This window comes from Nocardia sp. BMG111209, from assembly GCF_000381925.1.
Lineage (GTDB): Bacteria > Actinomycetota > Actinomycetes > Mycobacteriales > Mycobacteriaceae > Nocardia.
In genome coordinates, this window is the sequence record NZ_KB907307.1 from 1,912,528 (window position 1) to 1,937,231 (window position 24,704).

The window sequence follows — 24,704 nt, forward strand, 5'->3', positions numbered from 1 at the left end:
ACGGTCCGTATGGCCACCTCGACCGCGGTCCCGGTCGGCGGCGTCGCACTGTACTGGCGTCGCACGGTAAGTAGCCGATACCGGATGTTCGACACCGGCTTGATCGGGGTCAGGTTGTCGGGCGCACAGCGGCCCGGATCGGTCGGTTCGATAAATCACTGAATCTTGTTGCAGCCCAGTGATTGCCAGTAGCTTGCAGGGTACGCTCCGACGAATGGAATGTCCGGTTGCCGTCAACGAATGCGGTTTCGTGGCCAGCTCGGTCGACTCATTGCTGACGCGGTCACGACGTCGTTGCCGCGGGCGCTGCCCGTGGTCTGGACGGCGTCGGCGGTGAGATGGCCGCGTCGCTGCGCTGCCGATGGGCCGGCCGTCCACGCCGGCGATCGGGCCGTGGTGCGTCGACGATCCGGTCCACGTGGCAACGCGTCAGTTCTCTTCTCCGCGAGCGTCTTTCGTCCGGTGCGGTTACCCTTGGAGAAGGGTTTTGAGGGCTGTTCGGTTCGGGGCGCCGAGTTTGCCGTACACCGAGCGCAGGTGGTTCTCGACGGTCCGCTCGGATATGACAAGCCGTTCAGCGATCTGTTTGTTGGTCAGTTCGGCGGTGACGAGGCGGGCTATCTCGTATTCGCTACCGGTGACGGAGTCCGTTCGTCGAGAAGCGCCTGCATGATAGTCCCCAGCGGCAATACGGCCGTGCCCTCGGCACTCTGGCTGGCGCCCAACGACAGCGACCGAAACGACAACGGCGGCTCATACCGCGCCAACGTGCATCTCTGGCGAGCGGCGGGCTGACCGGCGACGCAACCGAACGCACCGGGAAACACCCTGCCGGTACGTGCTGCGTGGTCGAATAGAGGCGACTCGTCGAGACGCTCTCGGTGAGGCAGGGGGCGACGGCGTGTCGAGATCTCAGTGGCGGAGCAGTGGATCGGTGCTGCTGTCCGGTCTTGCCGGGCTCGGTGTCACGCTCACCTCGCACTACCGATCGAATGCGCTGTGGCCGGTGTGGGCTTCGCTGGCGATCGGCCTGTGCGCAGCAGCCGGGCTCGTGGCCGTCTATGGGATGGGTTCGTGGCGAACTCTCACGCGGCAGCGACAAGTACCGTTGCGCAGCACTGTGATTCCCACGGTGCTCATCGGGGTCTGCGTCCTGCTGGTGCTCGCGCTCGGTGAAGCGACCGCTCCGCACCCCGGCAGCGGGTGGCGCGGGGATCTGCTGGTCGTATTCGCTTATCTCGGTGGAGGATTCGCGGGGGTGACCATGTTCGGGATTCGGTCGGCTGCGAATTATCCAGTGCCGCAGGGGGATATCGTTGGTCTGGAACAGGATTTCATCGAGTTGCTGTCGCTGAGACGACTTCTCCAGCGTCTGACCTCTGCTCTCGGGTCGCTCGTGGCGTTGTCCACCCTGGCGTTGGGGGCGAGTGTGTTGATGACCAAGGCTCCGGCCAAGGAAGTGGTGATCGTATTCGGGGGCGGCGGAACGGTATTGGTGGGTCTGTTCCATGCGGCGGCCGCATCGGCGATCCGGGCCCATGGTGAGCGATCGGTGGCGGCGATCTCGGCTTCGGGTCCGCCGCCGACCGATCCCGCAGAACTTGTCGATCGGCTCGAACAACGCTCGAAGCTCGAACAGTTGATCGGTATCGATCGCACCGTTTTCGCGGACCTGCAGACCACCCTCCCGGTCCTCAGTCCTCTCATCGCAAGTGCCGCGATATTACTACCCAAGTAGCCACGAACATCCGCGCATGCCGCATATCGAGCGGTTTTTCGACGCCAAAACCTGCTCGCGCTCCACGATAGGGACCGGGTCAGGAGTCGAATCGGGTGGCGATCATCTCGGCGTAGGGGCCGTCTCGGTGGGCGGCGAGTTGGTCGTGGGTGCCGGTCTGGGCGATGGTGCCGTTGTCGAGGACCATGATGTGATCGGCGCTGCGGATCGTCGACGAGCGGTGGGCGATGATCACGGTGGTACGGCCTTGCCGGCCAGGCGCTGCCGGAAGTCCGCTACCCGGCCGAACAGGACGAGTTCCCGCAGCCCGCCGACACCGTCTGAACCGGACTCGACCGTGCCGCGGGACCCTGACATCCGCCACCGCAAACCCACCGACCCGCATACCGACACGACCATCGCCGTCCCCGACAAGATCGGTGGATTCCTGAACGACCAGGGACTACCCGGCCACGCCGTCCGGCTCCATGAGCGGACCCTCGCCGACCACGAGCGCGTTCTCGGCGGCGTGCATCCGGTGCCGGTGCAGAGGAATCGTGTCGCGACGATCACCGGGCATACCTGACCGAGATCGGTGACAGCACCGAAGTCGGTCGTCGCAGCAGGAGCAGTCGTGCCCTGACCGCGCGGCCGGTGCGGAACCCGGAGGTGGTGTAGCGCAGCAGGTTTCGCCCTTCCAGGCGTTCACACCTTCGGTCACCGCGATCCCGGCGATGGCGAGGGCGGCGATCGGGTCGGCCCACGACCAGCCGAACAGGCTGTCGAGCAGCAGCCCGGCCAGTAGTACCGCCGACAGGTAGGTGCACAACAGGGTCTGCTCGGAATCCGCGACCGCGGACGCGGAGCCGAGTTCACGCCCCGCGCGGCGCTGCGCGGCCGACAACACCGGCATTGTCACCAGACTGATTGCGGCCAACCCGATCCCCACCGGCGAATGCCGCGCTTCACCGACGCCGACCAGGCCCCGGATCGCATCGATGGCGACGTAGGCGGCCAGCGCGAAGAACGAGAACGCGATGACCCGCAGCGCGACCTTCTCCCGGGCCTCGGGATCGCGGCCGGCGAACTGCCAGGCCACCGCCGCCGCCGAGGACACCTCGATCACCGAATCCAGACCGAACCCGACCAGCGCGGTCGACGACACCCGGGTGCCCTCGGTCAGCGCGATGATCGCCTCGATCACGTTGTAGCCGATCGTCGCGGCCACGAACCAGCGGATCCGCCGCGACAGCACCTGCCGCCGCGCCGGACTCGGCCCCGGCCGCACCAGCGGCATCCCCAGCTGCGACATCAGCAGCACGCCTCGGTCGCGGCGGCCGGGCAGCAGGCGGGGTCGACCGCGAGCACCAGCCCGACCAGGTCGTCCAGAGCCCGGCCGATGCGTGCGTCCGCCAGCTCGTAGCGGCTGCGCCGGCCCTCCGGGACCGCGACGACCAGTCCGCAGCCGCGCAGGCATGCCAGATGGTTGGACAGGATCTGGCGGGTGACCCCGATCTGCTCGGCCAGCTGCGACGGGTACTCGGGTGCGGTCCGCAGGCTCAGCAGGATCCGGGTCCGGGTCGGATCCGACAGGGCGTGCCCGAACCGGGCCAGCGCGTCATGGTGCACTGCGGTCTCCACATCCGAACAGTACAGCAGAATCTGTATCCAGAACAGGATGAACTATTCGGTGTAGGTCACCGACCGACCGCGGAAGGTAGCGCGCTGGGCCACCGGCACCGAGCATTCCGGCGCCAAGATGCTGGTCCTGCACGAGGACGGCAACGTCACGCTGCAGCGCGGCGACGGGACCGTGGTGTGGGCGACCAACACCACCAGCATCAGCAGCGATCCGGCGGTCTCGATACAGGCCCGCACCGGCAACCAGCGCCGGCGCACAGTCGCCTTGGATTCCGAACCCAGCGCATCTCGGCCGTCGCCGGGTACCGGACCCGCTATGTCACCGAGTCCAGGGACGAGAAGACGACCACATTGGACAGGTAACTCTTTGCGGCCTGGTCGAATTGGCCGCCGCAGGTGACGATCTGGAGGGTGGCGCCGCCGCGGGGGCCGAAGACGACCTGGTCGGGGAACTGGGTCTTGTCGTACATGCGTACGTCGGTGACCTTGAAGTGCGCGGTCTTCCCGTCCGCGCGGGTCACATCGATCTTGTCGCCGGGCTTGACCTTCTTGAGGGAGAAGAACACGCCGGTGCCCTGGTACGAGTCGACATGGCCGAGGATGACGGCCGAGCCCTGCTCGCCCGGTGCGGGGCCCTTCTGGTACCAGCCGGCCTGCCGGTAGTCCGCGGGCACCTGGACCGAGCCGTCGGTGTTGAGCCCCAGCGCGATCAGCGATCCCGTGGCATCGATCGAGGAGATCCCGAACGACACCGGGGTGGAGCGGCCGATCGACGGCGCGGTCTGCACACCGGTGGTCGACGCGGCGGCGGTGTTCGCGGCCGCCGCCGGTCGGCTGTGGTCCGCTGATCCGCAGCCCGCGATCAGTGCCACGGCCACCGCCGCGGCGGCGGCGCAGGCGCCGATACGTGTCCGACCGGACTTCATCGTGGTCCTCCCAATCCTGTTCGTGCTGTTCACTTGCCGCTGACCTCGGCGGCCATCCCGCCCGCACCGGTGTCGGGTGCGCCCTTGGGGATCACGTAGCCACCCGGCGGGACCAGGTCGGTGACCGCCGGGCCGCCGGCGATGCCGGTGGTCGCGTCCGGTGCGATCGCCATGCCGTACACGGTGTCCGCGCCGGCCGCCGCCGACCCGGCGGTGACCAGGTCGACGCCACCCAGACCGCCGGCCTGTACCGAGCCGCCGACCCCGGCCTGCCCGCCGCCGGTGCCGCCCACGCCCACGCTGCCACCGGTCTGCGCCGAGCCGCCCGCCCCGGCACCCACGCCGGCGCTGCCACCCGTCTGGGCCGAGCCGCCGATGCCGACACCCAGGCCCGCACCACCACCGGTCTGCGCCGAGCCGCCGGCACCCAGGCCGGCACCACCGCCCGCGCCGAGGTCTGTGCTGCCGCCGGTCTGCGCGCTACCGCCACCGGCGCCGCCGACCGCGGCGCTGCCACCGGTCTGGGCGGATCCGCCCGCGGTGATGCCGATCCCGGTCCCGCCCTGCGCACCCGGTGCGGCCGGACCCGGCACGACCGGGTTCCCGCCGAGCCCCGCGCCGCCCCCAGCCGAGGCGCTGCCCGTCGGGGCCGCACCGCCGCCCACAGAGCTGTTGCCGCCGATGGTCACGCCGTTGCCGCCCACGCTGACCCCACCGCCCGCGTCGAGCCCGCCGACGCCCACCCCACCGCCGAGGGTGACACCCGGCACCGGCTCCGTCGTCGTGCTGGTGGGAACCGCGGCGGCCGACGACGCGTACACGGCGACCGCGGCCCCCACGACCACCACAGCCGAGAACATCCTTGCCGACATCTGTGAGCTCCTTCCAGAGGGTGTGACGTGACTGCCCTTCCGTCGGATCTCACGGGCGTTGTGTTACCAGGAGTTGTCCAGTCACGGATCGGTAGCGGATTCCGGACCCGGCCCGGCTCACGACCGCACTACCGGAGACCGGCTGAGCGGCGGCACCGCGCCGCAGCAGAGCCCGAGAGCGAAGAAACGATGGCCCACAGCGGGATTCGCTGCGCGGCTACTGCGCGGTGACACTCGCCGGTGCCGGGGCAACGGCACCACGATCGACGTAAGCGACTGGTAGTCAAGATCATTCGTCGCGGGGCATGACTGATCGCCATGACAGGTGCAGCCAGACCAGCTGTAGCACTTGCTCATTCCCAGGACCGCGGCCCTCTGTTCGGTGACGCCAAAGCGATCGATCCGCGGGATGTGGTGGACCCGCGTGGCTAAGATCGAGATCGAGATCGACGACCACAGGGGTGGGATGTGCCGCTATCGTTTCCACGCGCCCTTCTGCGCGTGCTCACTGCCTTCGCCGCCCTCGGCGCGGGAGGCTTCATCGGCCAGGCGACCAGCATGGTCCTCGGGATCATCGTCCTGCTGGTGATCCTCGCAGCCGGCATCGCCATCGAGCGACGCTACATCGACCGCAGGCCAGCGCGGGCCACCCGCGTTGTGCAGCCGGATCCGGCCGTCCCATCATCGGAGGAACGGAAACCGAGCCTCAACGCGTTGTGGGCGTGGGTCGAGTTCAAGCCGCACAACCCGGCCAGTTCCGGGGTCTACTACACCGTCGACGGAATCGACATCACCGTCTGGGACTTGTTCGACACCGCCGACGAAGCACGCGCGTACCTGCAGGAGCACCTGGACACCGTCGGGCCGAACGTCTACCGCACCGACCTCGGAACTGTCCTGCGTCACGCCACACCCGACCCGCAAGGCCGCCTGCTCGTCGTGCATTCACCGAAAGTGGCGTGGTGGCTGTTCCACGTCCCAGCCGGAAATCACTGGGCCGACTACATTGCCCGCGACTTCGTCCACGCCGAACGCCACCGCATTCTGCGCGACTTCTGACACCGCGGTGCCCCGGCACAAATCCCACGCGCCGCGGCCGCCGGTGACGGCCGGCCGCGGCCCTCCAGCTGTCGGCTCCAGGCGCGCTGCAGCGCCAACGAAAAGAGCAGCGCTGCAATACATCCGAGATTATTGCCCGAGGTTCTACGCAGAACATCCGAACAGCGGTGACGCACTGACCCATTGAGCGCAGCGTCGATTTCGACGACCGGGCTGCGCCGTACGGCTGGGTAGGCACCGGCGGCCGGTGGAAACACCCCGGCAAGGACAGGCCCCCGTACTTCGATGCACCCGCCTGGGCGGTAGCAGTCAACAACACGCAGATGCCGGAGGTGCGGTTCTACTTCTGGCGGGAGGCCCGTGCGTGGCACTACCGTGACGCACCGAATGTGGCCCACCACCAGCGGCAGCAACCCCGAAAAGGCCACGGCAGCAAGCACATTCACCTCGCCAGCTACGTATCGTGCCGTCACGACAGCATCACCACCGAGTGTCGGACAGAGCCGAAAGTGAGGCAGAGCCGGAGAACGTACGGACCCGCTCGGTCTACGACGTATGTGGAGTCCAGAGGCGGACGGTTTCCGTTTTGCCTTTGAGTGGGACCGGCGGGCGCTCGACCAAGTCGAGTTCTACGGTGCGCAGGCGTGACCGGGTGGCTTCGGTGATGAGTACGTCGTCGCCTGTTCTGCGAGTGGCGGCTTCGACGCGCGCCGCCGTGTTGACGGTGTCACCGATGACGGTGAATTCGATGTGCCCGCCGCCACCGACGGTTCCGGCGACGACGCGGCCGGAGTTCACGCCGACGCCGACGGCGATCCGATCCTGGTACTGCTCGCGCACCGTTGCGACGATCTCCATCGCGGCGGTGACGGCGTGGTCGGCATGGTCGGCCAGGTGATCGGGAGCGCCGAAAACCCCCAGTAGTCCGTCGCCGATGAATTTGTTGGCGTGCCCGCCGTTGCGCAGCAGTATCGGTACCACCAACTCCCAGAAGCCGTTCAGCAGCGCCACGACTTCGTGTGGCTCGGCCTGCTCTGCGTAGGCAGTGAAGTTGCGGATGTCCAGGAACAGGATGCTGACCTCGATTTCCACACCGCCCAAGTCGGCGCCCTCGCGCAACACTCGTTCGGCGAGTCCCGGATCGACGTACGCGCCGAACGCTCTACGCAGCCGCTCGCGCTCGTCCAAGCCGCCGACCATGCGATTGAACGCCTGCGCCAGTTCGCCGGTCTCGTCGGTGGACACGATCGGTACCTTGGTCTCGAAGTCGCCGGCACGCACCCGATCGATCGCGTGCTGCAGGTCGAGCAGCGAACTCGTCAGCGGGCGCATCACCAACACCACCAATTCGAGCGAGATGGTGAACGAGACGGTGACCGCGATCAGCGACGAGATACCCAGTTGCTTGAGCGTTTGGTCACGCGGAGAGGACAGGCCTGCGACAACGACGCCGGTGATGACGTTGATCGCGGGTGCCGCCGCCAGCAGCCGCCATCGCAGCGGTAGGCCGGCAGCGTTGCTGGTGAAGTCGGCGGGCAGTCCCTCGGCGATGCGCTCGAGTACCGGCCGGGCCACCACCTCCATCAGGAAAAACCGCAGGACCAGGCTGTAGACCAACGCCACCGAACCGACGACGACGATGATCACCGCCGATTCCCACGACAGCCGCAGCCGCCACACGATGAAGCCGATGAAAGGCAGATAGAGGCAGGCGACCGGGTATCTACGCGCCCATCGGACGTACTCGAGCGGAAAGGTCGCCAGTGCCAGCCACGCGGCGACCGTCGAATCGGGGTCGCGCGCGCCGTGCTGCCAGGCGCGGACCGGCGCCCACAGCCGTAGCGTGAACCCGGTCGAGATCGCGTTCTCGATCGCCACCGCCACCTGCGAAACCGCCAGCAGTAACCAGAAATTGGCTGTCGACATCGGCACGTAGAGCCGGAGCACGTACAGTCCGCCGAGGAAAACGATGTGCGCCACCACGAACTGGGCCCATACGAGCGCATAGGAATTGCGGCGCGCAATCGCGTGGACCGCGCGATCGACCGGGTCTCGCATCGTTACATGGTGCCGCATCCGGCGCAGCAAAATCCCTGTGTTTCTCACGCCGGAAGATGTCCTGCCGGAGGCCGGGATCCTGTGCAGTCTTCAGGCGCGAGCGAAAGCGCAGCTCCTTGTGCGGACGCCCGATATCCTCGCCGACGTCATCCTGTCGTGCTCCTGAGCGGCGATTCTTCGGGTCTGCGATCGAGCCGGAGTGTGCGCTTCAGCGGAATCGAGTCATGCTGTGGCGGGTATGACTCGGTCTGCCTCCGCTGCCGGGTGCCCGCTCCTATCATGGACAGGTGGCTTCACGGAACCCGATAAATCGTGCGGACGACGTCACACAGGCCGGCTCTGCAACTCCGCGGCCATCTGCGGTGGCCGGATTTCAGCTGCCGACTCCGGTCAGCACGATGGTCGAGCGGACCCGGTTGCTCGATGTTCTGCGTGAGACCGGCCAACGACGCTTGGTCTTCGTCCACGGCCCAGCCGGGTTCGGGAAGACCACACTGGCCATTCAGTGGGCCCGTCGGCTGGAGGCCGACGGCGTCGCCGTCGCGTGGCTCACCGTCGATTCCGATGACGACAATGTCGTCTGGTTTCTCTCCCACTCGATTCAGGCGATTCGCCGGGTTCGCCCGGATCTGGCCCGCGAACTGGCCGGGCAACTGGACTCGATGTCCCCTGATGTCGTGCAGTCGATCCTGTCGACGTTGATCGACGAGATCCACGACAGCGGTCGAGGGATGGTGCTGGCGGTGCACGACTGGCATCGAATACGCAGCGCAGAAACAGTGGACGCATTGCGCTACCTCCTCCTGCGTGGCCGCCGCGATCTACGATTCGTGATAACCAGCCGTGGCCGGGCCGGACTACCACTCGAAGAGCTGCTGACGCACGACGAATTGGTCGAAATCGATGCCGACGCATTACGTTTCGACCTCACGGAGGCCACCGAATTTCTCGTCGACCACAGCGGCCTTTCCCTGAGTGCCGACGACGTGACGCGATTACAGGAGTCGACCGAGGGGTGGCCGGCGGCATTGCAATTGGTTCAGTTGTCACTGGCAGGCCGCGACGACCCGGCAGAGTTCATCGGCAATCTCAGCGGCCGCCAGCATGTCATCGGTGAATATCTCACGGACAACGTCCTCGCCTCGCTGGAGTCGTCGCTGGTGGATTTCCTCATGGCCACCTCGGGTACGGCCAGGATCTGCGCGGATCTGGCCACGGCCCTGGTCGGCCGGTCCGACAGCCAGCAGCTGCTGGACCAGGTCGCCGATGCCAACCTGTTCCTGCAGCGAACCGACGACACGGGAGAATGGTTCCACTATCACCGAATGTTCGCCGACCACCTGCAACGCAAACTTCAGCAGCAGGACCCCGACCGCGTGACGTTGCTGCATACGCGCGCCTCAGCCTGGTTCGCCGACCATGGCATGCTCATCGAAGCCGTCGATCACGCGCTGGCTGCGGACGACCCGCATCGCGCGGTGGACCTGGTCGAGGCCCACGCGATGGACCTCGTCGAGGACTTCCGTTTGGCCACCTTGCTCGGTTTGATGGCGAAGCTCCCTCGGCCACTGACCGACCTACGGCCACGGCTGCAGTTGTGCGTCGGCTGGGCGAATATCGGGCTCGGCCGCGGTGAGCTTGCTCAGGCCGCACTCCGGAATGTGGTCACAGCGCTCGAGACCGGTGACATCCCCGCGGACAATCGCGCCGCATTGCAGGTCGAGGTCACCTTGGCGACGGCGATGGACCGGAACATCAGGGACCACATCGAGAGACTGCCGGATTCGGTGATCGATCGCGTCGACGGTTTGGCGAGACCGATCCTGTCCGTGCTCACCTCCGATCTCTCGGCTGCCGATGCGTTGAACCGCTTCGACTACGCCGATGTGGAGCGTTGGCATCGCTCCTCGATCGGATTCGGGACCGCGGCGATGATGGCCCAGTACAGCCACTGCATTGTGGGGCTGGCCGCATGGGAACAATTCGACGCCGCGACGGCGGAAAGGCATTTCACCGTCGAGCTGACGGTGCCCGACGACGCGGACATGGGAATCATCAATGCTCCGTTGCAGACCATCATCCTGCTCGGTGACCTGAGATACCAGCAGGGTCGTCTCTCCGAGGCCGAGGCACTTCTGCAAAGAGGTGCCGCGGTACTTCCGCACGCCGCCATAGTGGATTTCCTTCTCACCATGTACGGCACTACAGCCAGGCTCGCCACCTGCCGAGGTGACCTCGCCCGGGCCGAGCAGCTACTGGCTACCGGAACACGACTCGCCGAGGAAAGGTCACTGCCCCGTCTGGCCGCTCGCATGATCAACGAACGCATTCGCGCCGGAATGCCGTTACCGGACCGCACCCGGGCCCAACTGCTGAATCTCCCTCCGTATCGGGCCTGTGCCGACAGGGTGCACGCACACACCGCCGAACTCGGACAGGATTCAGCGATCCGACTACTTCTGGCCGAGCGCGCCCCGGCAGCCACTGCGAAGGCATGTGAGCAGGCCCGGCACCTCGTTGCCGAAATCGGCCGGCAGAACCGTCTGAAGGCCCTCGTCCAGGCCCGTCTGCTGTATGCCTGCTGCCTGTGGGATGCCGGCTGGCACGACGAGGCGAGAGAGATTGCCGATCCGGCGCTGTCACTGTGCAGCGCACAAGGCGTGAGGCAATTCGCCGATGACGCCGGCCCCGGTATCGGCAAACTCGGCGCAGTCATGCACTGACTCCCCGCCGAGAGCGGTTACCTCGGACCACGAACCCACAGCCACCGGAATACCTGCTCCGAAGTCGGTACATCCGGCCTTGCCGGGCCGCGATACAGAACAGTACAGTACAGCCATGCGAGCCCTTACCTTCGCCGGCCGAGGCCGGCTCGAATGGCGCGACGTCGCAGACCCGGTGGTCACGGGTAGCGGCGAGGCCGTCGTCCGACCCCTGGCCGTGGCCACCTGCGACCTGGACATCGAGATCATCCGCGGCCGTACGCCGTTCGAGCCGCCGTTCGTCCTCGGCCACGAATGTGTCGCCGAAGTCGTGCTGGTCGGCGACGGCGTGCGCGGCGTCGAGCCCGGTGCCCGCGTGGTCGTTCCCTTCCAGATCAGCTGCGGCGCCTGCGCCGCGTGCCGGGCGGGCCGGACCGGCAACTGCCTGAGCGTGCCCCTGATGTCGACCTATGGATTCGGGCTCGGTGAGCAGGGCACCCGGTGGGGTGGCTTCCTCGCGGATCTGATCCACGTTCCCTATGCCGACGCGATGCTCATCCCGGTCCCGGCGGGCCTGACCGCCACGGCCGCCGCCGGAGCCTCCGACAACCTCACCGACGGCTTCCGCGCCGTCGCGCCGCACCTCGCTCAGCGTCCCGCCGCACCCGTACTCGTGGTCGGTGGCGCCGGGTCCGGGTCGATCGGTCTCTACGCCGCGGCCCAAGCCGAGGCATTGGGCAGCGAACGGGTGCTCTACCTCGACACCGATCCGGCCCGCCGGGCCGTGGCCGAGAGCTACGGCGTCGAAACCCTCGACCACATCCCGGACCGGCTCGACGCCAGGTTCCCGATCACCGTCGATGCGTCCGGAGACATCCGTGGTCTGTCCCTCGCGCTCGCGAGCCTGGACCGCGATGGGGTGTGTACCTCCACCGCCATCTACTTCGATCCGGCCGCGCAACCCCGGCTCCCGCTTCTCACGCTGTACACCATGAACTCGACCTTCATCACCGGCCGCATCCACGCGCGTCGCGACGCCCCGGCGCTGCTGGACCTGCTGGCCTCCGGACGTTTCGACCCCACACCCGTCACCACTCGCGTCGTCCCCTTCGCCGACGCCACCGACGCCCTGACCGCGCACGACTACACCAAGTTGGTGTTCACGCCGTGACCCCGCGCGAGCGGGTCCTGGCGACCGCCTCGAAACTCTTCTACCGCGAAGGTATTCGCGCCGTCGGCGTCGACCGCGTCGCCACCGAGGCCAACGTCAGCAAGATGACCCTCTACCGTCATTTCCCCACCAAGGACGATCTGGTCGTGGCGGTCCTGGAAGCTCGCGACGAGCCGGCGCGAGCCATGCTGGCCGCCGCGACCGCGACCGGCACCGCCCGCGACCGCCTGCTCGGCGGCTTCACCCTGCTGGAAACCTGGTTCACCAGTAGGGGATTCCGCGGTTGTCCGTTCATGAACGCCAGCCTGGAACTCGCCGACCCCGGACACCCCGCGCGCGCCGTCGCCGAGCGGCACAAAACCGCCACCCGGGACCAGTTTCGGGTCCTGGCCCACGACGCCGGAATCGCCGACCCGAACGGCCTGGCCGATCAACTGGCCATCCTGTTCGACGGAGCCATCGCGCAAGCCCAGATGCGGGACTGCACGCTCGTCGCTCGCGCCGCGCTGGCCGCCGCGACCACCCTCGTCGATGCTGCCCTCGAGCGGCGGTGAATCCGGCTCCACCGCCGCCCTGATCCCGAGACCTCCGGGCGGCGCCGGCTCAGACCAGGTCGCGGGTGCGGACCAGCGTCAGGGTGCCCAGGGTGAATACCGCGAGATACACCGCGATCGTGAGGAACGCCGCCGGGCGGGACAGCGTGTCCAGTACGCCCGGCACCGATTCGCCGCCGAGGACGCGCATGGATCCGGCCAGCGATCCGGCGGCGGTGCCGGGCAGATGGTCGATGATCGGCCGGATCGGTGCGAACACCGCGGCCACTCCGCGCAACAGGTTCTCCACGACCAGCACCCACACCAGTCCCAGGCCGACGGCCAGCGCCGGCCCGCGGGCGAGCGCACCGATTGCCGCACCGGCCAGCATCCACATGCCCAGGATCGCCATGGCCACGACCAGGCCCAGCAGTGCGCGGCCGGGCGAGGGCAGTCCGAGGTGCTCGTGTTCGACCGCGCCGATGACCGCCGCGACGCCGGTATCCACCACGTACAGGACGAGCACCAGTGCGGCGACGATGCCGGCGAGCACTGTCAGGGTGCCGGCGAGCACCGTCACCCGTGACGGGCCCCGGGTGAACGCGGTCTTCCAGGTGCCCCAGCCGTACCCGCTGCCCACCGCCAGCGCGCCGAGCACGAGCATCAGCACGCCGGCGAACATCGCCATGCCCTGGGTGAACACCTGCGGCACCGCGGGCGGCAGCATCAGTTGCATCAGGGCCGCGCGGGGCTGTCCGGTCGAACTGCGCGGGCTGCTGCCCGTCCGGTATTCGAGAAAGGTGAACAGGTAGGTGAAGACCAGATTCAGCACGACCGCGACGGCGAGGATGATCCAGCAGGCGGACCATTTCCGCAGCCGGGTGAATTCCGCACGGACACAATCGAAGTAGTCTCGGGTCATCACGCCACCGCCGTTCCGGTCAGTTCGAAGAACACTTCCTCCAGGGAGCGCTCGTCGGTGCGCAACTCCAGCAGATCCGCACCCGCCTCGATCACCGCGCGCGCCACCTGCGGCGCCGCCGCCGCGCCCGCCTCGATCCGGATACCCGCCGAGGTCAGCATCGCACCGTGCTCCCCGGCCACTCGGCGGACCGCCGGGAAGGCCAGTTCCATCGGCTCGGCGCGCAGCAAAAGCGTTGCCGCGCCACGCAATTCGCCGACCGTGGCCTCGGTCAGCAGTCGGCCCCGGGCGATGATGCCGACCCGGTCGCAGATCTCCTGCACCTCGCTGAGCAGATGCGACGACAGCACGACGGTCTGCCCGTCGGCGGCGAGCGCGGTGATGAGCTCACGCATCTCGGCCATGCCCGCCGGATCGAGGCCGTTGGTCGGTTCGTCGAGGATCAGCAGGTCCGGCCGGCCCAGCAGGGCCGCGGCCACGCCGAGGCGCTGCTTCATGCCCAGCGAGTAGGCGCGGAATCGGTCGCCGGCCCGGTCGGTCAGGCCGACCCGCAGCAGCGCCTGCTCCACCTCCGCCTCGGCGCCGCCCTGATAGCGGGCCAGCACCCGCAGGTTGTCCCGGCCGGACAGGTAGGGGTAGAAGCCCGGACTCTCGATCAGGACACCGACGCGGCGCAGTGCGCCGGGATCACCCGGCGGGCGGCCCAGCACGGTCGCGGTGCCGGCACTGGGCCGGATCAGGCCCACCAGCATGCGCAGCGTGGTGGTCTTGCCCGCGCCGTTGGGGCCGAGGAATCCGTAGACCTCGCCGCGGCGGACCGTCATCGCCACGGAGTCCACGGCGAGTTGCGCCCCATAGCGTTTGGTCAGCCCGTCGGTGACCACGACAGAATCGTTCATGACCGTCAGGATCCGCCCGCGGCCGTAGCGCGCACATCCGTACCGCGGCGCGAGGTGGTGTACGTATCGACGCGTATTTCCGGCCGGTGCGGTGTCACACCCCCGACGGGCGGATTACCGTGCAGACATGGACTCGCGCGTGCGGCCCGGCGACTCCGGAATTCACGCCCGGGACGTGCTGGTCGCCCTGGCCGTCCTCGTCGTGCAGCTGGTCGGCGGGCATCTGGCGAACGAGCACATGGCGCAGGCCATCGCCGGCGTGCGCGTGCTGGACCGGACGGGCTGGCTGTTGCTGCTGGCCGGGCCGATACTGCTGATGTTCCGGCGGCGGTGGCCGTGGGCCGTCCTCGCCGCGACCATGGCCGTGGTCGCCGGATATCTGTTCACCGGATACGGTTACGGGCCGATCTTCGTCTCGCTGATCATCGCGTTCCTCACCGCCGCGACCAGTGGTTCGCGCTGGTTCAGCTATCCGCTGGTCCCGGCCGGCTTTCTGCTGCTGGTGTGGCCGGGCCCGCCGGTGCACACCCTGACGCTGAGCACCTGGCAGGTGGTGAGCCTACTGGTCTGGCTCGGGGTGCTGGTCGTGGTGGCCGAGGGAATCCGGCAGCGCCGGGCGATCGCGGTGGCACGCGGCCAGCGTGCGGAGGCCGCCCGGCGGCGGGAACAGGCCGACCGGGCGCGGCAGCTGGCCGAGCAGCAGCGCCTGGTCACCGAGGAGCGCCTCACCATCGCCCGGGAACTGCACGATGTTCTCGCGCACAGCCTGTCACTGATCAACGTGCAGTCCGCGGTGGCGCTGGAACTTCTCGACCGCAAGCCCGAACAGGCGGCCACCGCTCTGGCCGCGATCAAATCGGCCAGTCGCGATGCCCTCGGCGAGGTGAACGACCTGCTGCGCTCCCTGCGCGCCGGAACGGGCACGTCGGCGACCACCGATCCGGTCCGGGCAGCGTCCGCCGGCGGCGGTGCGGACTTCTCCGATGTCGGCCGGGACCCGGCGCCGGTGACGCCGGCGGTGCGGATCACCGAGCTCGACGATCTGCTCGGCCCCGCGCGCGCCGCGGGCCTGACGGTCCGGACGGTGGTACCGGGCACGATGCCCCGGCTGCCCGCCGTGGTGGACCTGGCGGCGGCGCGGATCGTCCAGGAGTCGCTGACCAATGTGCTGCGTCATGCCCCCGGTGCGGAAGCCCTTGTCACCGTGCGCTGTTCGGTGTCCGGTATCGACCTCACCGTCGACGACACCGGACCCCGTACCCCGCCCGCGATACCGCCGCAGCGGCCGATCGGGCACGGCGGCAACGGAATAGCCGGAATGCGGGAGCGCGCGCACATCCTCGGCGGAGAATTCACCGCCGGACCCCGGCCCGGCGGCGGCTTCCGGGTACACGCCCGGCTTCCGGTCCCCGGCCATCCGGCGCAGGAGGAGCAATGAACCCGCACGCCTGCCCGAATCGTCGCCTCGCACTTCGCATGTGGTGCCACGGAGAGGAGGCGCGGCGGTGAGTGTCCGGGTACTGGTCGCCGATGATCAGGCCCTCGTCCGGGCCGGGTTCGTGGCGTTGCTGGATGCGCAGGACGGGATCGAGGTGATCGGGGAGGCCGGGGACGGGGAACAGGCCGTGCGGCTGGCCCGGGAGCTGGTGCCCGATGTGGTGCTGATGGATATCCGGATGCCGGTCCTGGACGGGCTGGCAGCCACCCGGGCCATCGTGGCGGAGGCGCGACTGTCGCAAGTGCGGGTGGTCGTACTGACCACCTTCGAACTGGACGAATACGTGTTCGACGCGCTGCGCGCCGGCGCGACGGGCTTCCTCGTCAAGCACACCGAGCCCGCCGACCTGGTGAAGGCGGTGCGAGTGGTGGCGGCGGGTGAGGCGCTGCTGTCGCCGAGCGTCACCCGCCGCCTGGTGGCCGAATTCGCTTCGCGCGCAAAGCCGATGCCAATCGGTGTGCTGTCCGAGCTCACCGACCGGGAACGCGAGGTGATGACGCTGGTTGCCGAGGGGCTGACCAATGCGGAGATCGCCGAGCGACTGTTCCTCAGCCCCGCCACCGTCCGCACCCACGTCAGCCGGATCCTGCTGAAACTGGGTGCCCGCGACCGCACCCAACTGGTGGTCATGGCCTACGAATCCGGTCTGGTCCGGCCCGGCTGGCAGTGAAACGGGTCACTGTGGCGTCCGGGTCATGGCGTCGGTCACAACGAATCGCCGCGGACACGGCAACCCGTACCGGTCCCGACGAAAAGAGCTTCGCACCGAAGACGGTGCGAAGCTCTTCAACGAAGTCGCGCTGAATCAGATCGCGCGGACGTCCTGGGCTTGGGGACCCTTCTGGCCCTGCTCCACCGAGAACTCGACACGCTGACCCTCGTCCAGGGATCTGTAACCCGCGCCGCTCACGGCCGAGTAATGCACGAAGACGTCCGGGCCGCCTCCGTCCTGAGCGATGAAGCCGAAGCCTTTTTCACCGTTGAACCACTTCACACTGCCTTGAGCCATGCTGTAAACAACTTCTTCTCTGTAGTGAGCCGGGCAAATTCTTGATAAGGAGCCCGTTCTCGACCTCCACTCTGCCACAACCGGCAGCGATCTCTCGCATCGCGCTGCGACGAGGGGCCCGGCCCATCGGGTCCGAGGCGGTGCGGCCCCGGCCGAGGGTGCGGTATGGTCGGGACGTTGTGTAGGACGCACAAAAAATCTGCCGAGGATGGTGTTTCCGGCGGCGCGCGCTCGTCGCGTGTGTAACCCACGGGTTCCGGTGCTTCCTTCGTTCCTTTGACGAAGGCAGTGAACCGTGAGTTTTCGTGTTGTCATCATCGGTGCCGGTCTCGGTGGTCTGGCCTGCGCGCACGGCTTGGCGCGACTGGGCGCCGAGGTCGTTGTGTACGAGAAGGACCCGTCGCCGACGGCCCGGCCGCAGGGCTACCGCATCCAGCTCGACCCGCCCGGCCTGAACGGACTGCGGCAGTGCCTGCCGCCGGAGGTGTTGCGGCGGTGCCTGGCCACCGCGGGCATTCCGTTGTCGCCACCGCGGGTGCGTGATCATCGGCTGAATGCCGTCAGCGAACAGGCGGGTCTGCCGTCGGCCTATACCGCGCAGACCCAGGCCTACCCGTTCCATCGCGCCGCGCTCCGCGAGGTCCTGCTGTCCACGCTGCCCTGTGCCACCGAATTCGGTTGCGAGTGCACCGGATTCGACAGTCGCGCGGACGGTCGGGTGACGGTCCGGTTCGCCGACGGCCGCACCGATGTCGCCGATCTGCTCGTCGGCGCCGACGGGGTGGGCTCGGCCGTCCGCGACGCACTGCTCCCCCATGCGCGCGTGGACGATGCCGGGCTGCGGCTGATCTACGGCCGCGTCCCCCTCCCGAACCGGAGTGCGCTCCCGGGCTGGGTGCTGGACACCATGTTCACCGTCGCCACCGGCCCTCGCCACACCCACATCGGGCTCGGGCCGGTCCTGTTCGGCGCGCGGGGCCGAACCGAGCCGGGGGGCTTCACCCCGGTCGCCGACTACGTGGCCACGATGGTCGGCGCCCGCACCGACCATCCCGCTCTGCCCTCGTTCACCGACCTGCGTCGTCTCGACGGCGACGCGCTCGCCCGCGTGGCCCGCGATCTGCTCGGCGACGGCTGGCATCCCGACCTGTACGACATCCTCGACCGATGGGACACCACGACCCTGTTCCCGTTGCGCATCTCCACCGCCGCACCGGTGCAGGCGTGGCCCGGTGGCGCGGTCACCCTGCTCGGCGACGCCGTCCACGCGATGAGCCCGGTCCTGGCCATGGGGGCCAACACCGCCCTGCGCGACGCCGGCGAACTCACCACCGCGGTCACCACCGCTCGAACACTGCGCGACGCGGTAACCGACTACCAACACCGCATGCTCGCGTACTCCCAGCCCCTGGTGAGCGCGTCGCAGAGAATCGGCCGACGGCGAGTCGGCCAGCACTGACGACACCTCGCGGCGTCCCGGAGCTCAGCACCACACGTACGCTCCGGGACGCCTGCGCCGAGCAGGCGGCACCACTCGGGAGGCCGGTCGGCGACCCGGAACGACGGAGACCTCGCACCGACCCGGCCGACGGAACTTCCCGGGCCCGGCAGGCACGACCATCGCTCACGAGTCGACCGGTGCCGCAAGCGATCTCGATCCCTCAGGCGCGGTCGTGGAGCGTGATCTGATACCCGTCGGGGTCGGCGAAGGTGAACGTGCGGCCGAACGGGCCGTCGATCGGCGCGGAGACGATGGGGTGACCGTCGGCGACGAGAGCGTCGTGGATGGCCTGGACGTCCGTGGCGTGGAGCCAGATCGCGGCGCCGATGCCGGGCTGGGCGACGGAGGCGAGGTCCGTGCCGGGAACGATGTCGCGCAGCGCGAACGCGATCGGCTTCGTCTCGAAGACGACGGCGTGCGGAGGTCCGGCCTGCGAGCGGACGAGGCCGAGGTACTGCTCGTAGAACGCCTGCGAGGCATCGAGATCGCGCGTTTGGAGCGAGACGAAGTCGGGACCGGTGACGGGCATGGTGATGCTCCTTCCTGATATGTCAGTTTTCTGACACAGACCATCCTATGTCAGAATACTGACATGAGTCGAGACGGTGCCGGCGTCGACCTGGAGACGTCACTGGGCTATCTGCTGAAGGAGGCGTCGAGCGCCCTCCGCGCGGCCATGGAGGAGGTGCTGCGGCCGCTCGGGATGAGCGTGACGCACTACTCCTGCCTCGAGCTGCTGGCTCAACGACCGGGTTTGTCGAACTCCGAGCTCGCGCGGGGCGCGTTCGTGACCCGGCAGACGATGAACGTGCTGCTCCAGGCCCTGGAACGCGACGGCTACGTGACCAGGCCCGCGGCGGCGCCCGTCGGGAAGGTTCTACCCACCCGGCTCACGCCGCGCGGCCGCCGCAGCCTCGAGAAGGCGACCGCAGCGGTCCGATCCGTCGAGGACAAGATGCTGGCCGGCCTGACCGGGCCCGAGCAGTCGGAGGCGTTCCGGATCCTGCGGAGCATGGTCGATTCCCTGCGCGAGGGTGCACAGCGCGGGTGATCAGTTCACGAGGGCAGGCGGGAGGTCTGGACGTAGAAGTCGTCGATGCTCTTGATCGTGGACAGGTAGCTGACCAGATCGGTCGGCTTGGTGACGTAGGCGTTCGCGTGGCGGCGGTAACTGCTGAGGATGTCCTCCTCCGCCGCGGAGGTGGTGAGCACGACCACCGGTATCGACGACAGGTCCGGATCGGATTTGATCCGGTCGAGGACCTGACGGCCGTCGTATTTCGGCAGATTCAGATCCAGCAGGATCAATGCCGGCCGGGGTGCGGCGGCGTGAGCGCCGTCGCGGTAGAGGAATTCCAGCGCTTCCTGCCCGTCACGCACCACATACAGGGTGTTGCCGAGCCCGTTTTCCTCGAGGGCTTCGCGGACCATGAGCTCGTCACCGGCGTCGTCTTCCACCAGCAGAATATCGATGGGTTCGCCGAGTACACGCATGCCTGGGCTCCTGGGGTTTGTGGCAGCGATCGAAGTATCGCTCACCTGCCTCACCGGCCGGCGCCGACTCGATTCTAGCCTCCGCAGGCGCAGTGGGCGTTTCGGACTGTGCGGTCCGGACCCCGGCGAAGACCGAAACCCCACACCGCTGCCGGTGCGGCGACCGAAGAAAGCCGGGCGGGCTGCTCTCTCAACCCGTCCGGCGAGCTGCGTATAACCCGCCTGTCCGACCTCAAACCGTCGATGCGTCCGGCGGCCGCGAACCACCGGTGCCGCATACTCATCCACCCGCCCCGCTTATCTTGTAAGTATTGCAATCATAACGTTCGTGGCGTTATGTTGACTCGGCAGGCGAAGGCTGCTCGCCGGCGACGGCCGGGGCGGACCGGGCACGTGGAACACTGTGAGCGCAGGAGGGTTTCGATGTCGGTGACCTCGATCGCCGTCGTGCGGGCCCGGGCCCGTGAACACGCGTTGCGGTACCGGCTACTGGTGATGACACCCACTGCGGCACAGGCAGTTTGCGAGGCCGGTGGCTGGCTCTTCGATCGGGTCATGGCCGGCTGGGATGTCACGGTGCTGACGGCCGCGGCCGCCGATCCCGGCGCGATGCCGATCCGGATCCTCGGCGCGGATGTGGTCCGGCTGGCCGATTTCGTCCGCATCCATCGATCGGCGCCCGCGCCACAGGGGATCGCGGTGATCGGAGACGTGTGCGGGTCCTCCGCACCGGCCGGGCGGATGGTGGCCGAGCGGCTCGACGCCGGGGACTGCGAGATCACCGTCATCGGCGGCGGCGACGCACGGCTGGACCACCTGAGCGACACCATCGACTACCGGCCGAGCGCGGCGGCGCAGGCGTTCAAGCGGTACGCCCTCGCGCAGAGCACACAGCCGCGCGAAGCACCCCTCGATCGGGAACAGTTGCGCCGCACCGGAACTGCGGTACCCACCATCCTTCCCGCCGAGCGGACCCGGCGCGCCCGCGTCCGCTGACGATCGCGTCCGCGGTCCGAACGTCCCGGCAGTTCCGGTGCGGCAGGCGACCGACCGCCCCACCGACTCGGCGGATCCTTAAAGCGTGCTGGCGCAAGGGAAATGGCGGTGGCTGTGTAGCCTGGCAGCGTGGCAGCAAGATCCGGCGCGGACATTGGTCGGGGCAGTGAATCGGCCAGGGAGAGGTTCGCCCGGCACCTGCGGGAACTGTTCGTCCCGGCCCCGAAGAAGCCCACGCTCGAGCAGATCGTGCGGGCCACCCAGGATCGGCTCGGCCCGAAGCGGACGGTCGCCAGTATCCAGCGGCTCAGCGATTGGCGGACGGGTAAGAACGTGCCCGATCGCTTCGACGTCTTCGAGCCGCATCTGTCGACCCTGATCTTCCGGGCCCGCGCGCAGCGAGCGCCGGTGCCGCCGGATCTGCTGAATGTCGCCACCTGGCGCAAACTCTGGCAGGAGGCCCGGCACGAGGAGGCCGCCGAGCAGGAGACCGTCGCCGCGTACAGCGGCACTCCCCTGCCGGCGCGGCCCGCCGTCACCGACACCCTGCCCCGGGATGTCGAGACGCTGATCGGCCGCGACACCGAACTCGCGCACTTCCTGGGGATGGCGGGCAGCCGACGCCCGGTGTCGGTCTACACCATCGACGGGATGCCGGGCGTCGGCAAGACCGCGCTGGCGACGCGGGCCGCGCACGAGCTCACCGACCAGTTCCCCGACGGCCGGTTCTTCGTCAACCTGCACGCCCACTCCTCGGGACGGTCGGCCGCGCGACCGGAGGATGTGCTCGGCGGACTGCTCACCGATCTCGGGGTCGATCCACGCGTGCTGCCGCCCACGTTGGAGAGCCGGCGCGCGTTGTGGCGAGATCGGCTGGCGGACAAGCGGATTCTGCTGGTCCTCGACGACGCGCACGATCACGCGCAGGTCGAGCCGTTGCTGCCGAACCATCCGAATTGCCTGACCATCATCACCAGTCGCAAGCGCATGGTGGCCCTGGACGGGTCGCAATCCTTCGCACTCGCCACCCTCGAGCCGGACAAGGCCGCCGAATTGTTCCGGGCGGTCTCCCGCCGCGGCGGAACCGACGATGCCGCGGCGGTGGCCGAGATCGTCGCACTGTGCGGATATCTGCCGCTGGCCGTGGTGCTGGTGGGTGGCCGGCTGGCCCACCACCCCATGTGGACCGTCGAACAGCTCGCGGCGGATCTGGCGTCCGCGCAGGATCGGCTCGGCGAGATGGAGGCCGGTGAGCGCGCGGTGCAGGCGGCGTTCACGATGTCCTATCAGGATCTGACCCCGCAGAGCCGGCAACTGTTCCGTCGCCTCGCCCTGCATCCCGGTCCCGACATCGACCGATACGCCGCCGCGGCGCTCGGCGGTGTGAGTGTCGCCGAGGCCCGCACCCGGCTCGAGGGGCTGTTCACCGACCATCTGCTCGACGAGCCGAGCGCCGGCCGGTTCCGGATGCACGATCTGCTGCGGGAATTCGGGCTCGTGCTGTCCGCCGCCGACCCCGCCGAGGAACGCACCGAGGCCGTCGACCGGCTCCTCGACTTCTATCAGGACCTCGGCAACCACGCCGATCGGCAACTCACCGCGGCGCCGAACGTGTCGCCGGTGGCGTCCGGTCCCGCCCTCTCGTCCCGCAGCGACGCCGTGCACTGGCTGCGCCGCGAACGCGCCAACCTGACGTCCTGCCTGGAATACGCGGCGACTACCCACCGGCCCGCGCGGGTGGTGGGACTCACCGGCGCCGTCGCGGGACTGCTCCGACTGGACGGACCCTGGGATCAGGCCGTCGACCTGCATCGGCGTGCCGCGGCGACGGCCGAACGCCTCGGCGACGGTGTCGGCGCCGCGGACGCGTTCTGCGATCTGAGCGCGGTCCGCTACGCCACCGGCGACTATCCCGCCACCACCGAGGCCCTGCGCCGCGCGCTGACCCTCTATCAGGAGTCTGGCGACCGGATCGGCGAGGCCTATGCACTGGGCAACCTGGCCAGGCTCGGGTACGCCACCGGCGACTATCCCGGCACCGCGGACCTGATGCGGCGGGCCCTGATGATCTACCGCGACGGCGGCGATCACGCCGGCGAGGCCTACGCTCGCACCGGCCTCGGCGTCGTGCGGTACGCCACCGGCGACTACTCCGCTGCCACGGATCTGATGAGCGAGGCGCTGCGCAGCTTCCAGCACATCGAGGACCGCGAAGGAGAAGCGTACGCCCGCAACGAACTCGGCGTGGTCCGCTACGCCGTCGGCGACTACGCCGGCGCCGCCGACGCGGTCGAGGCGGCGCTGACGATCTACCGCGACACCGGCGACCGGTTCAGCGAGGCCTACGCCCTCACCGACCTCGCCTGGGTGCGGTTCGCGACCGGTGACTATCCGGGTGCGGAGCGACTGTTGCAGGCCGCGTTGGCGATTCACCGCGAGACCGGCGACCGCCTCGGCGAGGCCTACGGACTGAGCAGCCTGGGCCGGTTGTCGTACGCGACCGGCGACACCGCCGGCGCCACGGACCAGATCCACCGAGCGCTGGCGATCTTCGAGGAACTCGGTGACCGGCTCGGCCGGGCCTACACCCACGGCGACCTCAGCCTGATCCACTACGCCACCGCCGACTATGTAGGCGCCGGAACACAATTGGAGTCCGCACTCACCACGTTCACCGAGATCGGCGATCGGATGGGCGAGGCGTACACCCTCATCGGACTCGGCCTGGCGCGCTATGCGGCCGCCGAGCACGATCGAGCGGAAGAGGTTCTGCTGCGGGCACTTTCGATATTCGGCGATATCGGCGACCGGGTCGGCCGGGCCTACACGCTGGCCAGCCTGGGCCGGCTGAGTTACGCCGCGGGCGACTGCGATACGGGTATCGATCGGGTGACCCGGTCCCTGGACGTGTTCACCGACATCGGGGACCGGGTCGGCCGGGCCTACGCGCTGAGCTCCCTGGGCCGCCTGCGGTTCGCCGCGGGTGATGTCACCGGCGCCGAAGATCTCACCCAGCAGGCGATTTCGATCTACGCCGAGATCGGGGACCGGTTCGGCCACGCCTTCGCCCTCGGCGGCCTGAGCATCCTGCGGTTCTCCACCGACCGGATCGCCGACGCCCCCGCCCTGGCCGAGCAGGCCCTCGCGATCTTCACCGAGATCGGCGACCGGGTGAGCCAGGCCTACACCTTCATCGGCCTGGGCCTGTTGCGGTACAAGGCCGGCGACTACCCCGGCGCTCTGGCGATGACCGAGCAGGCGCCGGCGATCTTCCACGAGATCGGCGACCGGCTCGGCGAGGTGTACGCCTTCATCGGCCTGGCCCTGGTCCGCTACAAGACCGGGGACATCTCCGCGACAGCGGATCTCGCCCAGCGGGTACTGGCGGTGTTCCGCGAGATCGGCGAACGCCCCGGCCAGGCCGAGATGCTCGACCGCATCGCGGCGGTGTGGGACGAGCACAGCGAACCGCACAACGCGGTCGTGTCCTATATCGACGCGCTGCGACTGGTCCGGGAGATCCACGTCCGCTGGAAGAAACGCCGCGTCTGGCGGGATCTCCCGGTACCCGACGTGCACCGCTGATCCCGTCACCGCCCACCGTCCATGACAACCCCTCCCGTCGTCGTCCATTACGCCGCGAACCCGGCGCTCGAGCCAGCCCGGCATCGCCGGGAGCGCCGAAACGGGCTGGTGACAGCACATT

The 24,704-nt window shown here is 68.6% G+C and carries 26 protein-coding genes and 1 pseudogene; 13 read left to right on the forward strand and 14 right to left on the reverse strand.

Annotated elements, in window-relative coordinates; translation table 11 throughout:
* Positions 1 to 468 precede the first annotated feature (468 nt).
* Entirely contained in the window at positions 469 to 597 is a 129-nt protein-coding gene (locus tag G361_RS50790) for a response regulator transcription factor (RefSeq protein ID WP_369797911.1), read from the reverse strand.
* Here G361_RS50790 and G361_RS50795 point away from each other — a divergent pair.
* Positions 538 to 795: a hypothetical protein gene (locus G361_RS50795; protein ID WP_019926694.1), complete on the forward strand. Its 258-nt coding sequence runs from the start codon at positions 538 to 540 to the stop codon at positions 793 to 795. The genes G361_RS50790 and G361_RS50795 overlap by 60 nt on opposite strands.
* Before the next feature lie 139 nt (positions 796 to 934).
* A complete protein-coding gene (locus G361_RS42840) occupies positions 935 to 1,738 on the forward strand; it encodes a hypothetical protein (protein ID WP_019926695.1) in 804 nt (267 codons plus the stop codon).
* A 79-nt stretch (positions 1,739 to 1,817) separates the two neighbouring features.
* On the opposite strand, the gene G361_RS49235 is transcribed toward G361_RS42840, so the two are convergent.
* Together G361_RS49235 and G361_RS51435 are read right to left on the reverse strand one after the other, a co-directional pair.
* A complete protein-coding gene (locus tag G361_RS49235) occupies positions 1,818 to 1,973 on the reverse strand; it encodes a hypothetical protein (protein WP_019926696.1) in 156 nt (51 codons plus the stop codon).
* Positions 1,970 to 2,095 (reverse strand): hypothetical protein, encoded by a 126-nt coding sequence (locus G361_RS51435; RefSeq protein ID WP_255359792.1) that lies wholly within the window; start codon positions 2,093 to 2,095, stop codon positions 1,970 to 1,972. The genes G361_RS49235 and G361_RS51435 overlap by 4 nt, the downstream gene beginning before the upstream one ends.
* On the opposite strand from G361_RS51435, the gene G361_RS51740 reads away from it, so the two are divergent.
* Positions 2,076 to 2,303: a tetratricopeptide repeat protein gene (locus tag G361_RS51740; protein WP_369797883.1), complete on the forward strand. Its 228-nt coding sequence runs from the start codon at positions 2,076 to 2,078 to the stop codon at positions 2,301 to 2,303. The genes G361_RS51435 and G361_RS51740 overlap by 20 nt on opposite strands.
* Before the next feature lie 30 nt (positions 2,304 to 2,333).
* Here G361_RS51740 and G361_RS42845 read toward each other — a convergent pair.
* From G361_RS42845 to G361_RS46765, 5 genes and pseudogenes are all read right to left on the reverse strand, one after another.
* A pseudogene (locus G361_RS42845) lies at positions 2,334 to 3,029 on the reverse strand (cation transporter); the annotation flags it as partial.
* A complete protein-coding gene (locus G361_RS0108790) occupies positions 3,029 to 3,358 on the reverse strand; it encodes a helix-turn-helix transcriptional regulator (RefSeq protein ID WP_019926699.1) in 330 nt (109 codons plus the stop codon). The gene G361_RS0108790 and the pseudogene G361_RS42845, both read right to left, overlap by 1 nt.
* A gap of 42 nt (positions 3,359 to 3,400) precedes the next feature.
* Complete coding sequence (locus tag G361_RS0108795; RefSeq protein ID WP_019926700.1) at positions 3,401 to 3,616, reverse strand: hypothetical protein; 216 nt, start codon at positions 3,614 to 3,616, stop codon at positions 3,401 to 3,403.
* Positions 3,617 to 3,672: 56 nt separating this feature from the next.
* On the reverse strand, positions 3,673 to 4,284 hold the full coding sequence (locus G361_RS0108800) for a class F sortase (RefSeq protein WP_081635333.1): 612 nt from the start codon (positions 4,282 to 4,284) through the stop codon (positions 3,673 to 3,675).
* Positions 4,285 to 4,313: 29 nt separating this feature from the next.
* The gene (locus G361_RS46765) at positions 4,314 to 5,156 is read right to left on the reverse strand and encodes a hypothetical protein (RefSeq protein ID WP_155981371.1); all 843 of its coding nucleotides are present in this window, start codon (positions 5,154 to 5,156) and stop codon (positions 4,314 to 4,316) included.
* 501 nt (positions 5,157 to 5,657) lie between these two features.
* On the opposite strand from G361_RS46765, the gene G361_RS0108815 reads away from it, so the two are divergent.
* The gene (locus G361_RS0108815) at positions 5,658 to 6,215 is read left to right on the forward strand and encodes a hypothetical protein (protein WP_019926703.1); all 558 of its coding nucleotides are present in this window, start codon (positions 5,658 to 5,660) and stop codon (positions 6,213 to 6,215) included.
* Positions 6,216 to 6,761: 546 nt separating this feature from the next.
* Here the strand turns inward: G361_RS0108815 and G361_RS46770 are convergent.
* The gene (locus G361_RS46770; RefSeq protein ID WP_019926704.1) at positions 6,762 to 8,273 is read right to left on the reverse strand and encodes an adenylate/guanylate cyclase domain-containing protein; all 1,512 of its coding nucleotides are present in this window, start codon (positions 8,271 to 8,273) and stop codon (positions 6,762 to 6,764) included.
* A 287-nt stretch (positions 8,274 to 8,560) separates the two neighbouring features.
* Here G361_RS46770 and G361_RS42860 point away from each other — a divergent pair, with 287 nt between their 5' ends.
* From G361_RS42860 to G361_RS42865, 3 genes are all read left to right on the forward strand, one after another.
* Positions 8,561 to 10,996 carry an AAA family ATPase gene (locus G361_RS42860; protein WP_196814446.1) on the forward strand — a complete coding sequence of 812 codons (2,436 nt, stop codon included), beginning with the start codon at positions 8,561 to 8,563 and terminating at the stop codon, positions 10,994 to 10,996.
* 115 nt (positions 10,997 to 11,111) lie between these two features.
* A complete protein-coding gene (locus G361_RS0108835) occupies positions 11,112 to 12,146 on the forward strand; it encodes a zinc-binding dehydrogenase (RefSeq protein ID WP_026342837.1) in 1,035 nt (344 codons plus the stop codon).
* Complete coding sequence (locus tag G361_RS42865) at positions 12,143 to 12,700, forward strand: TetR/AcrR family transcriptional regulator (protein ID WP_019926708.1); 558 nt, start codon at positions 12,143 to 12,145, stop codon at positions 12,698 to 12,700. Before G361_RS0108835 ends, G361_RS42865 begins: the two co-directional genes overlap by 4 nt.
* 49 nt (positions 12,701 to 12,749) lie before the next feature.
* Here G361_RS42865 and G361_RS0108845 read toward each other — a convergent pair whose 3' ends face one another.
* Together G361_RS0108845 and G361_RS0108850 are read right to left on the reverse strand one after the other, a co-directional pair.
* Positions 12,750 to 13,601 carry an ABC transporter permease subunit gene (locus G361_RS0108845; RefSeq protein WP_019926709.1) on the reverse strand — a complete coding sequence of 284 codons (852 nt, stop codon included), beginning with the start codon at positions 13,599 to 13,601 and terminating at the stop codon, positions 12,750 to 12,752.
* A complete protein-coding gene (locus G361_RS0108850) occupies positions 13,601 to 14,500 on the reverse strand; it encodes an ABC transporter ATP-binding protein (RefSeq protein ID WP_019926710.1) in 900 nt (299 codons plus the stop codon). Before G361_RS0108850 ends, G361_RS0108845 begins: the two co-directional genes overlap by 1 nt.
* Positions 14,501 to 14,627: 127 nt before the next feature.
* Here G361_RS0108850 and G361_RS0108855 point away from each other — a divergent pair, with 127 nt between their 5' ends.
* Both G361_RS0108855 and G361_RS0108860 read left to right on the forward strand, forming a co-directional pair.
* Positions 14,628 to 15,938 (forward strand): sensor histidine kinase, encoded by a 1,311-nt coding sequence (locus G361_RS0108855; protein ID WP_019926711.1) that lies wholly within the window; start codon positions 14,628 to 14,630, stop codon positions 15,936 to 15,938.
* Between the two features lie 67 nt (positions 15,939 to 16,005).
* Positions 16,006 to 16,668 (forward strand): response regulator transcription factor, encoded by a 663-nt coding sequence (locus tag G361_RS0108860; RefSeq protein ID WP_019926712.1) that lies wholly within the window; start codon positions 16,006 to 16,008, stop codon positions 16,666 to 16,668.
* A gap of 135 nt (positions 16,669 to 16,803) precedes the next feature.
* On the opposite strand, the gene G361_RS0108865 is transcribed toward G361_RS0108860, so the two are convergent.
* Positions 16,804 to 17,007, reverse strand: a complete 204-nt coding sequence (locus tag G361_RS0108865) for a cold-shock protein (protein ID WP_019926713.1) — start codon at positions 17,005 to 17,007, stop codon at positions 16,804 to 16,806.
* A gap of 295 nt (positions 17,008 to 17,302) precedes the next feature.
* Between G361_RS0108865 and G361_RS0108870 the strand changes: the two genes are divergently transcribed.
* Positions 17,303 to 18,466, forward strand: coding sequence for an NAD(P)/FAD-dependent oxidoreductase (locus tag G361_RS0108870; RefSeq protein WP_019926714.1), 1,164 nt, complete (start codon positions 17,303 to 17,305; stop codon positions 18,464 to 18,466).
* A 202-nt stretch (positions 18,467 to 18,668) separates the two neighbouring features.
* Here the strand turns inward: G361_RS0108870 and G361_RS0108875 are convergent, their stop codons facing one another.
* Positions 18,669 to 19,037, reverse strand: a complete 369-nt coding sequence (locus tag G361_RS0108875; RefSeq protein ID WP_019926715.1) for a VOC family protein — start codon at positions 19,035 to 19,037, stop codon at positions 18,669 to 18,671.
* 63 nt (positions 19,038 to 19,100) lie between these two features.
* Between G361_RS0108875 and G361_RS0108880 the strand changes: the two genes are divergently transcribed.
* The gene (locus tag G361_RS0108880) at positions 19,101 to 19,559 is read left to right on the forward strand and encodes a MarR family winged helix-turn-helix transcriptional regulator (protein ID WP_019926716.1); all 459 of its coding nucleotides are present in this window, start codon (positions 19,101 to 19,103) and stop codon (positions 19,557 to 19,559) included.
* 5 nt (positions 19,560 to 19,564) lie between these two features.
* Here G361_RS0108880 and G361_RS0108885 read toward each other — a convergent pair whose 3' ends face one another.
* Positions 19,565 to 20,002, reverse strand: coding sequence for a response regulator (locus G361_RS0108885; protein WP_019926717.1), 438 nt, complete (start codon positions 20,000 to 20,002; stop codon positions 19,565 to 19,567).
* Between the two features lie 423 nt (positions 20,003 to 20,425).
* Here G361_RS0108885 and G361_RS42870 point away from each other — a divergent pair, with 423 nt between their 5' ends.
* Both G361_RS42870 and G361_RS46775 read left to right on the forward strand, forming a co-directional pair.
* Positions 20,426 to 20,998, forward strand: coding sequence for a hypothetical protein (locus G361_RS42870; RefSeq protein ID WP_019926718.1), 573 nt, complete (start codon positions 20,426 to 20,428; stop codon positions 20,996 to 20,998).
* Between the two features lie 129 nt (positions 20,999 to 21,127).
* Positions 21,128 to 24,583, forward strand: coding sequence for a tetratricopeptide repeat protein (locus tag G361_RS46775; protein WP_155981373.1), 3,456 nt, complete (start codon positions 21,128 to 21,130; stop codon positions 24,581 to 24,583).
* Positions 24,584 to 24,704: the final 121 nt, after the last annotated feature.

Bases quoted from the DNA above. Each gene is read 5' to 3' on its own strand.
- G361_RS51435 (WP_255359792.1), bottom strand. From the start codon at position 2,095: ATGTCAGGGTCCCGCGGCACGGTCGAGTCCGGTTCAGACGGTGTCGGC.
- G361_RS0108800 (WP_081635333.1), bottom strand. From the start codon at position 4,284: ATGAAGTCCGGTCGGACACGTATCGGCGCCTGCGCCGCCGCCGCGGCG.
- G361_RS46765 (WP_155981371.1), bottom strand. From the start codon at position 5,156: ATGTCGGCAAGGATGTTCTCGGCTGTGGTGGTCGTGGGGGCCGCGGTC.
- G361_RS46770 (WP_019926704.1), bottom strand. From the start codon at position 8,273: ATGCGAGACCCGGTCGATCGCGCGGTCCACGCGATTGCGCGCCGCAAT.
- G361_RS0108835 (WP_026342837.1), top strand. From the start codon at position 11,112: ATGCGAGCCCTTACCTTCGCCGGCCGAGGCCGGCTCGAATGGCGCGAC.
- G361_RS0108845 (WP_019926709.1), bottom strand. From the start codon at position 13,601: ATGACCCGAGACTACTTCGATTGTGTCCGTGCGGAATTCACCCGGCTG.
- G361_RS0108850 (WP_019926710.1), bottom strand. From the start codon at position 14,500: ATGAACGATTCTGTCGTGGTCACCGACGGGCTGACCAAACGCTATGGG.
- G361_RS0108855 (WP_019926711.1), top strand. From the start codon at position 14,628: ATGGACTCGCGCGTGCGGCCCGGCGACTCCGGAATTCACGCCCGGGAC.
- G361_RS0108865 (WP_019926713.1), bottom strand. From the start codon at position 17,007: ATGGCTCAAGGCAGTGTGAAGTGGTTCAACGGTGAAAAAGGCTTCGGC.
- G361_RS0108875 (WP_019926715.1), bottom strand. From the start codon at position 19,037: ATGCCCGTCACCGGTCCCGACTTCGTCTCGCTCCAAACGCGCGATCTC.
- G361_RS0108880 (WP_019926716.1), top strand. From the start codon at position 19,101: ATGAGTCGAGACGGTGCCGGCGTCGACCTGGAGACGTCACTGGGCTAT.
- G361_RS0108885 (WP_019926717.1), bottom strand. From the start codon at position 20,002: ATGCGTGTACTCGGCGAACCCATCGATATTCTGCTGGTGGAAGACGAC.
- G361_RS42870 (WP_019926718.1), top strand. From the start codon at position 20,426: ATGTCGGTGACCTCGATCGCCGTCGTGCGGGCCCGGGCCCGTGAACAC.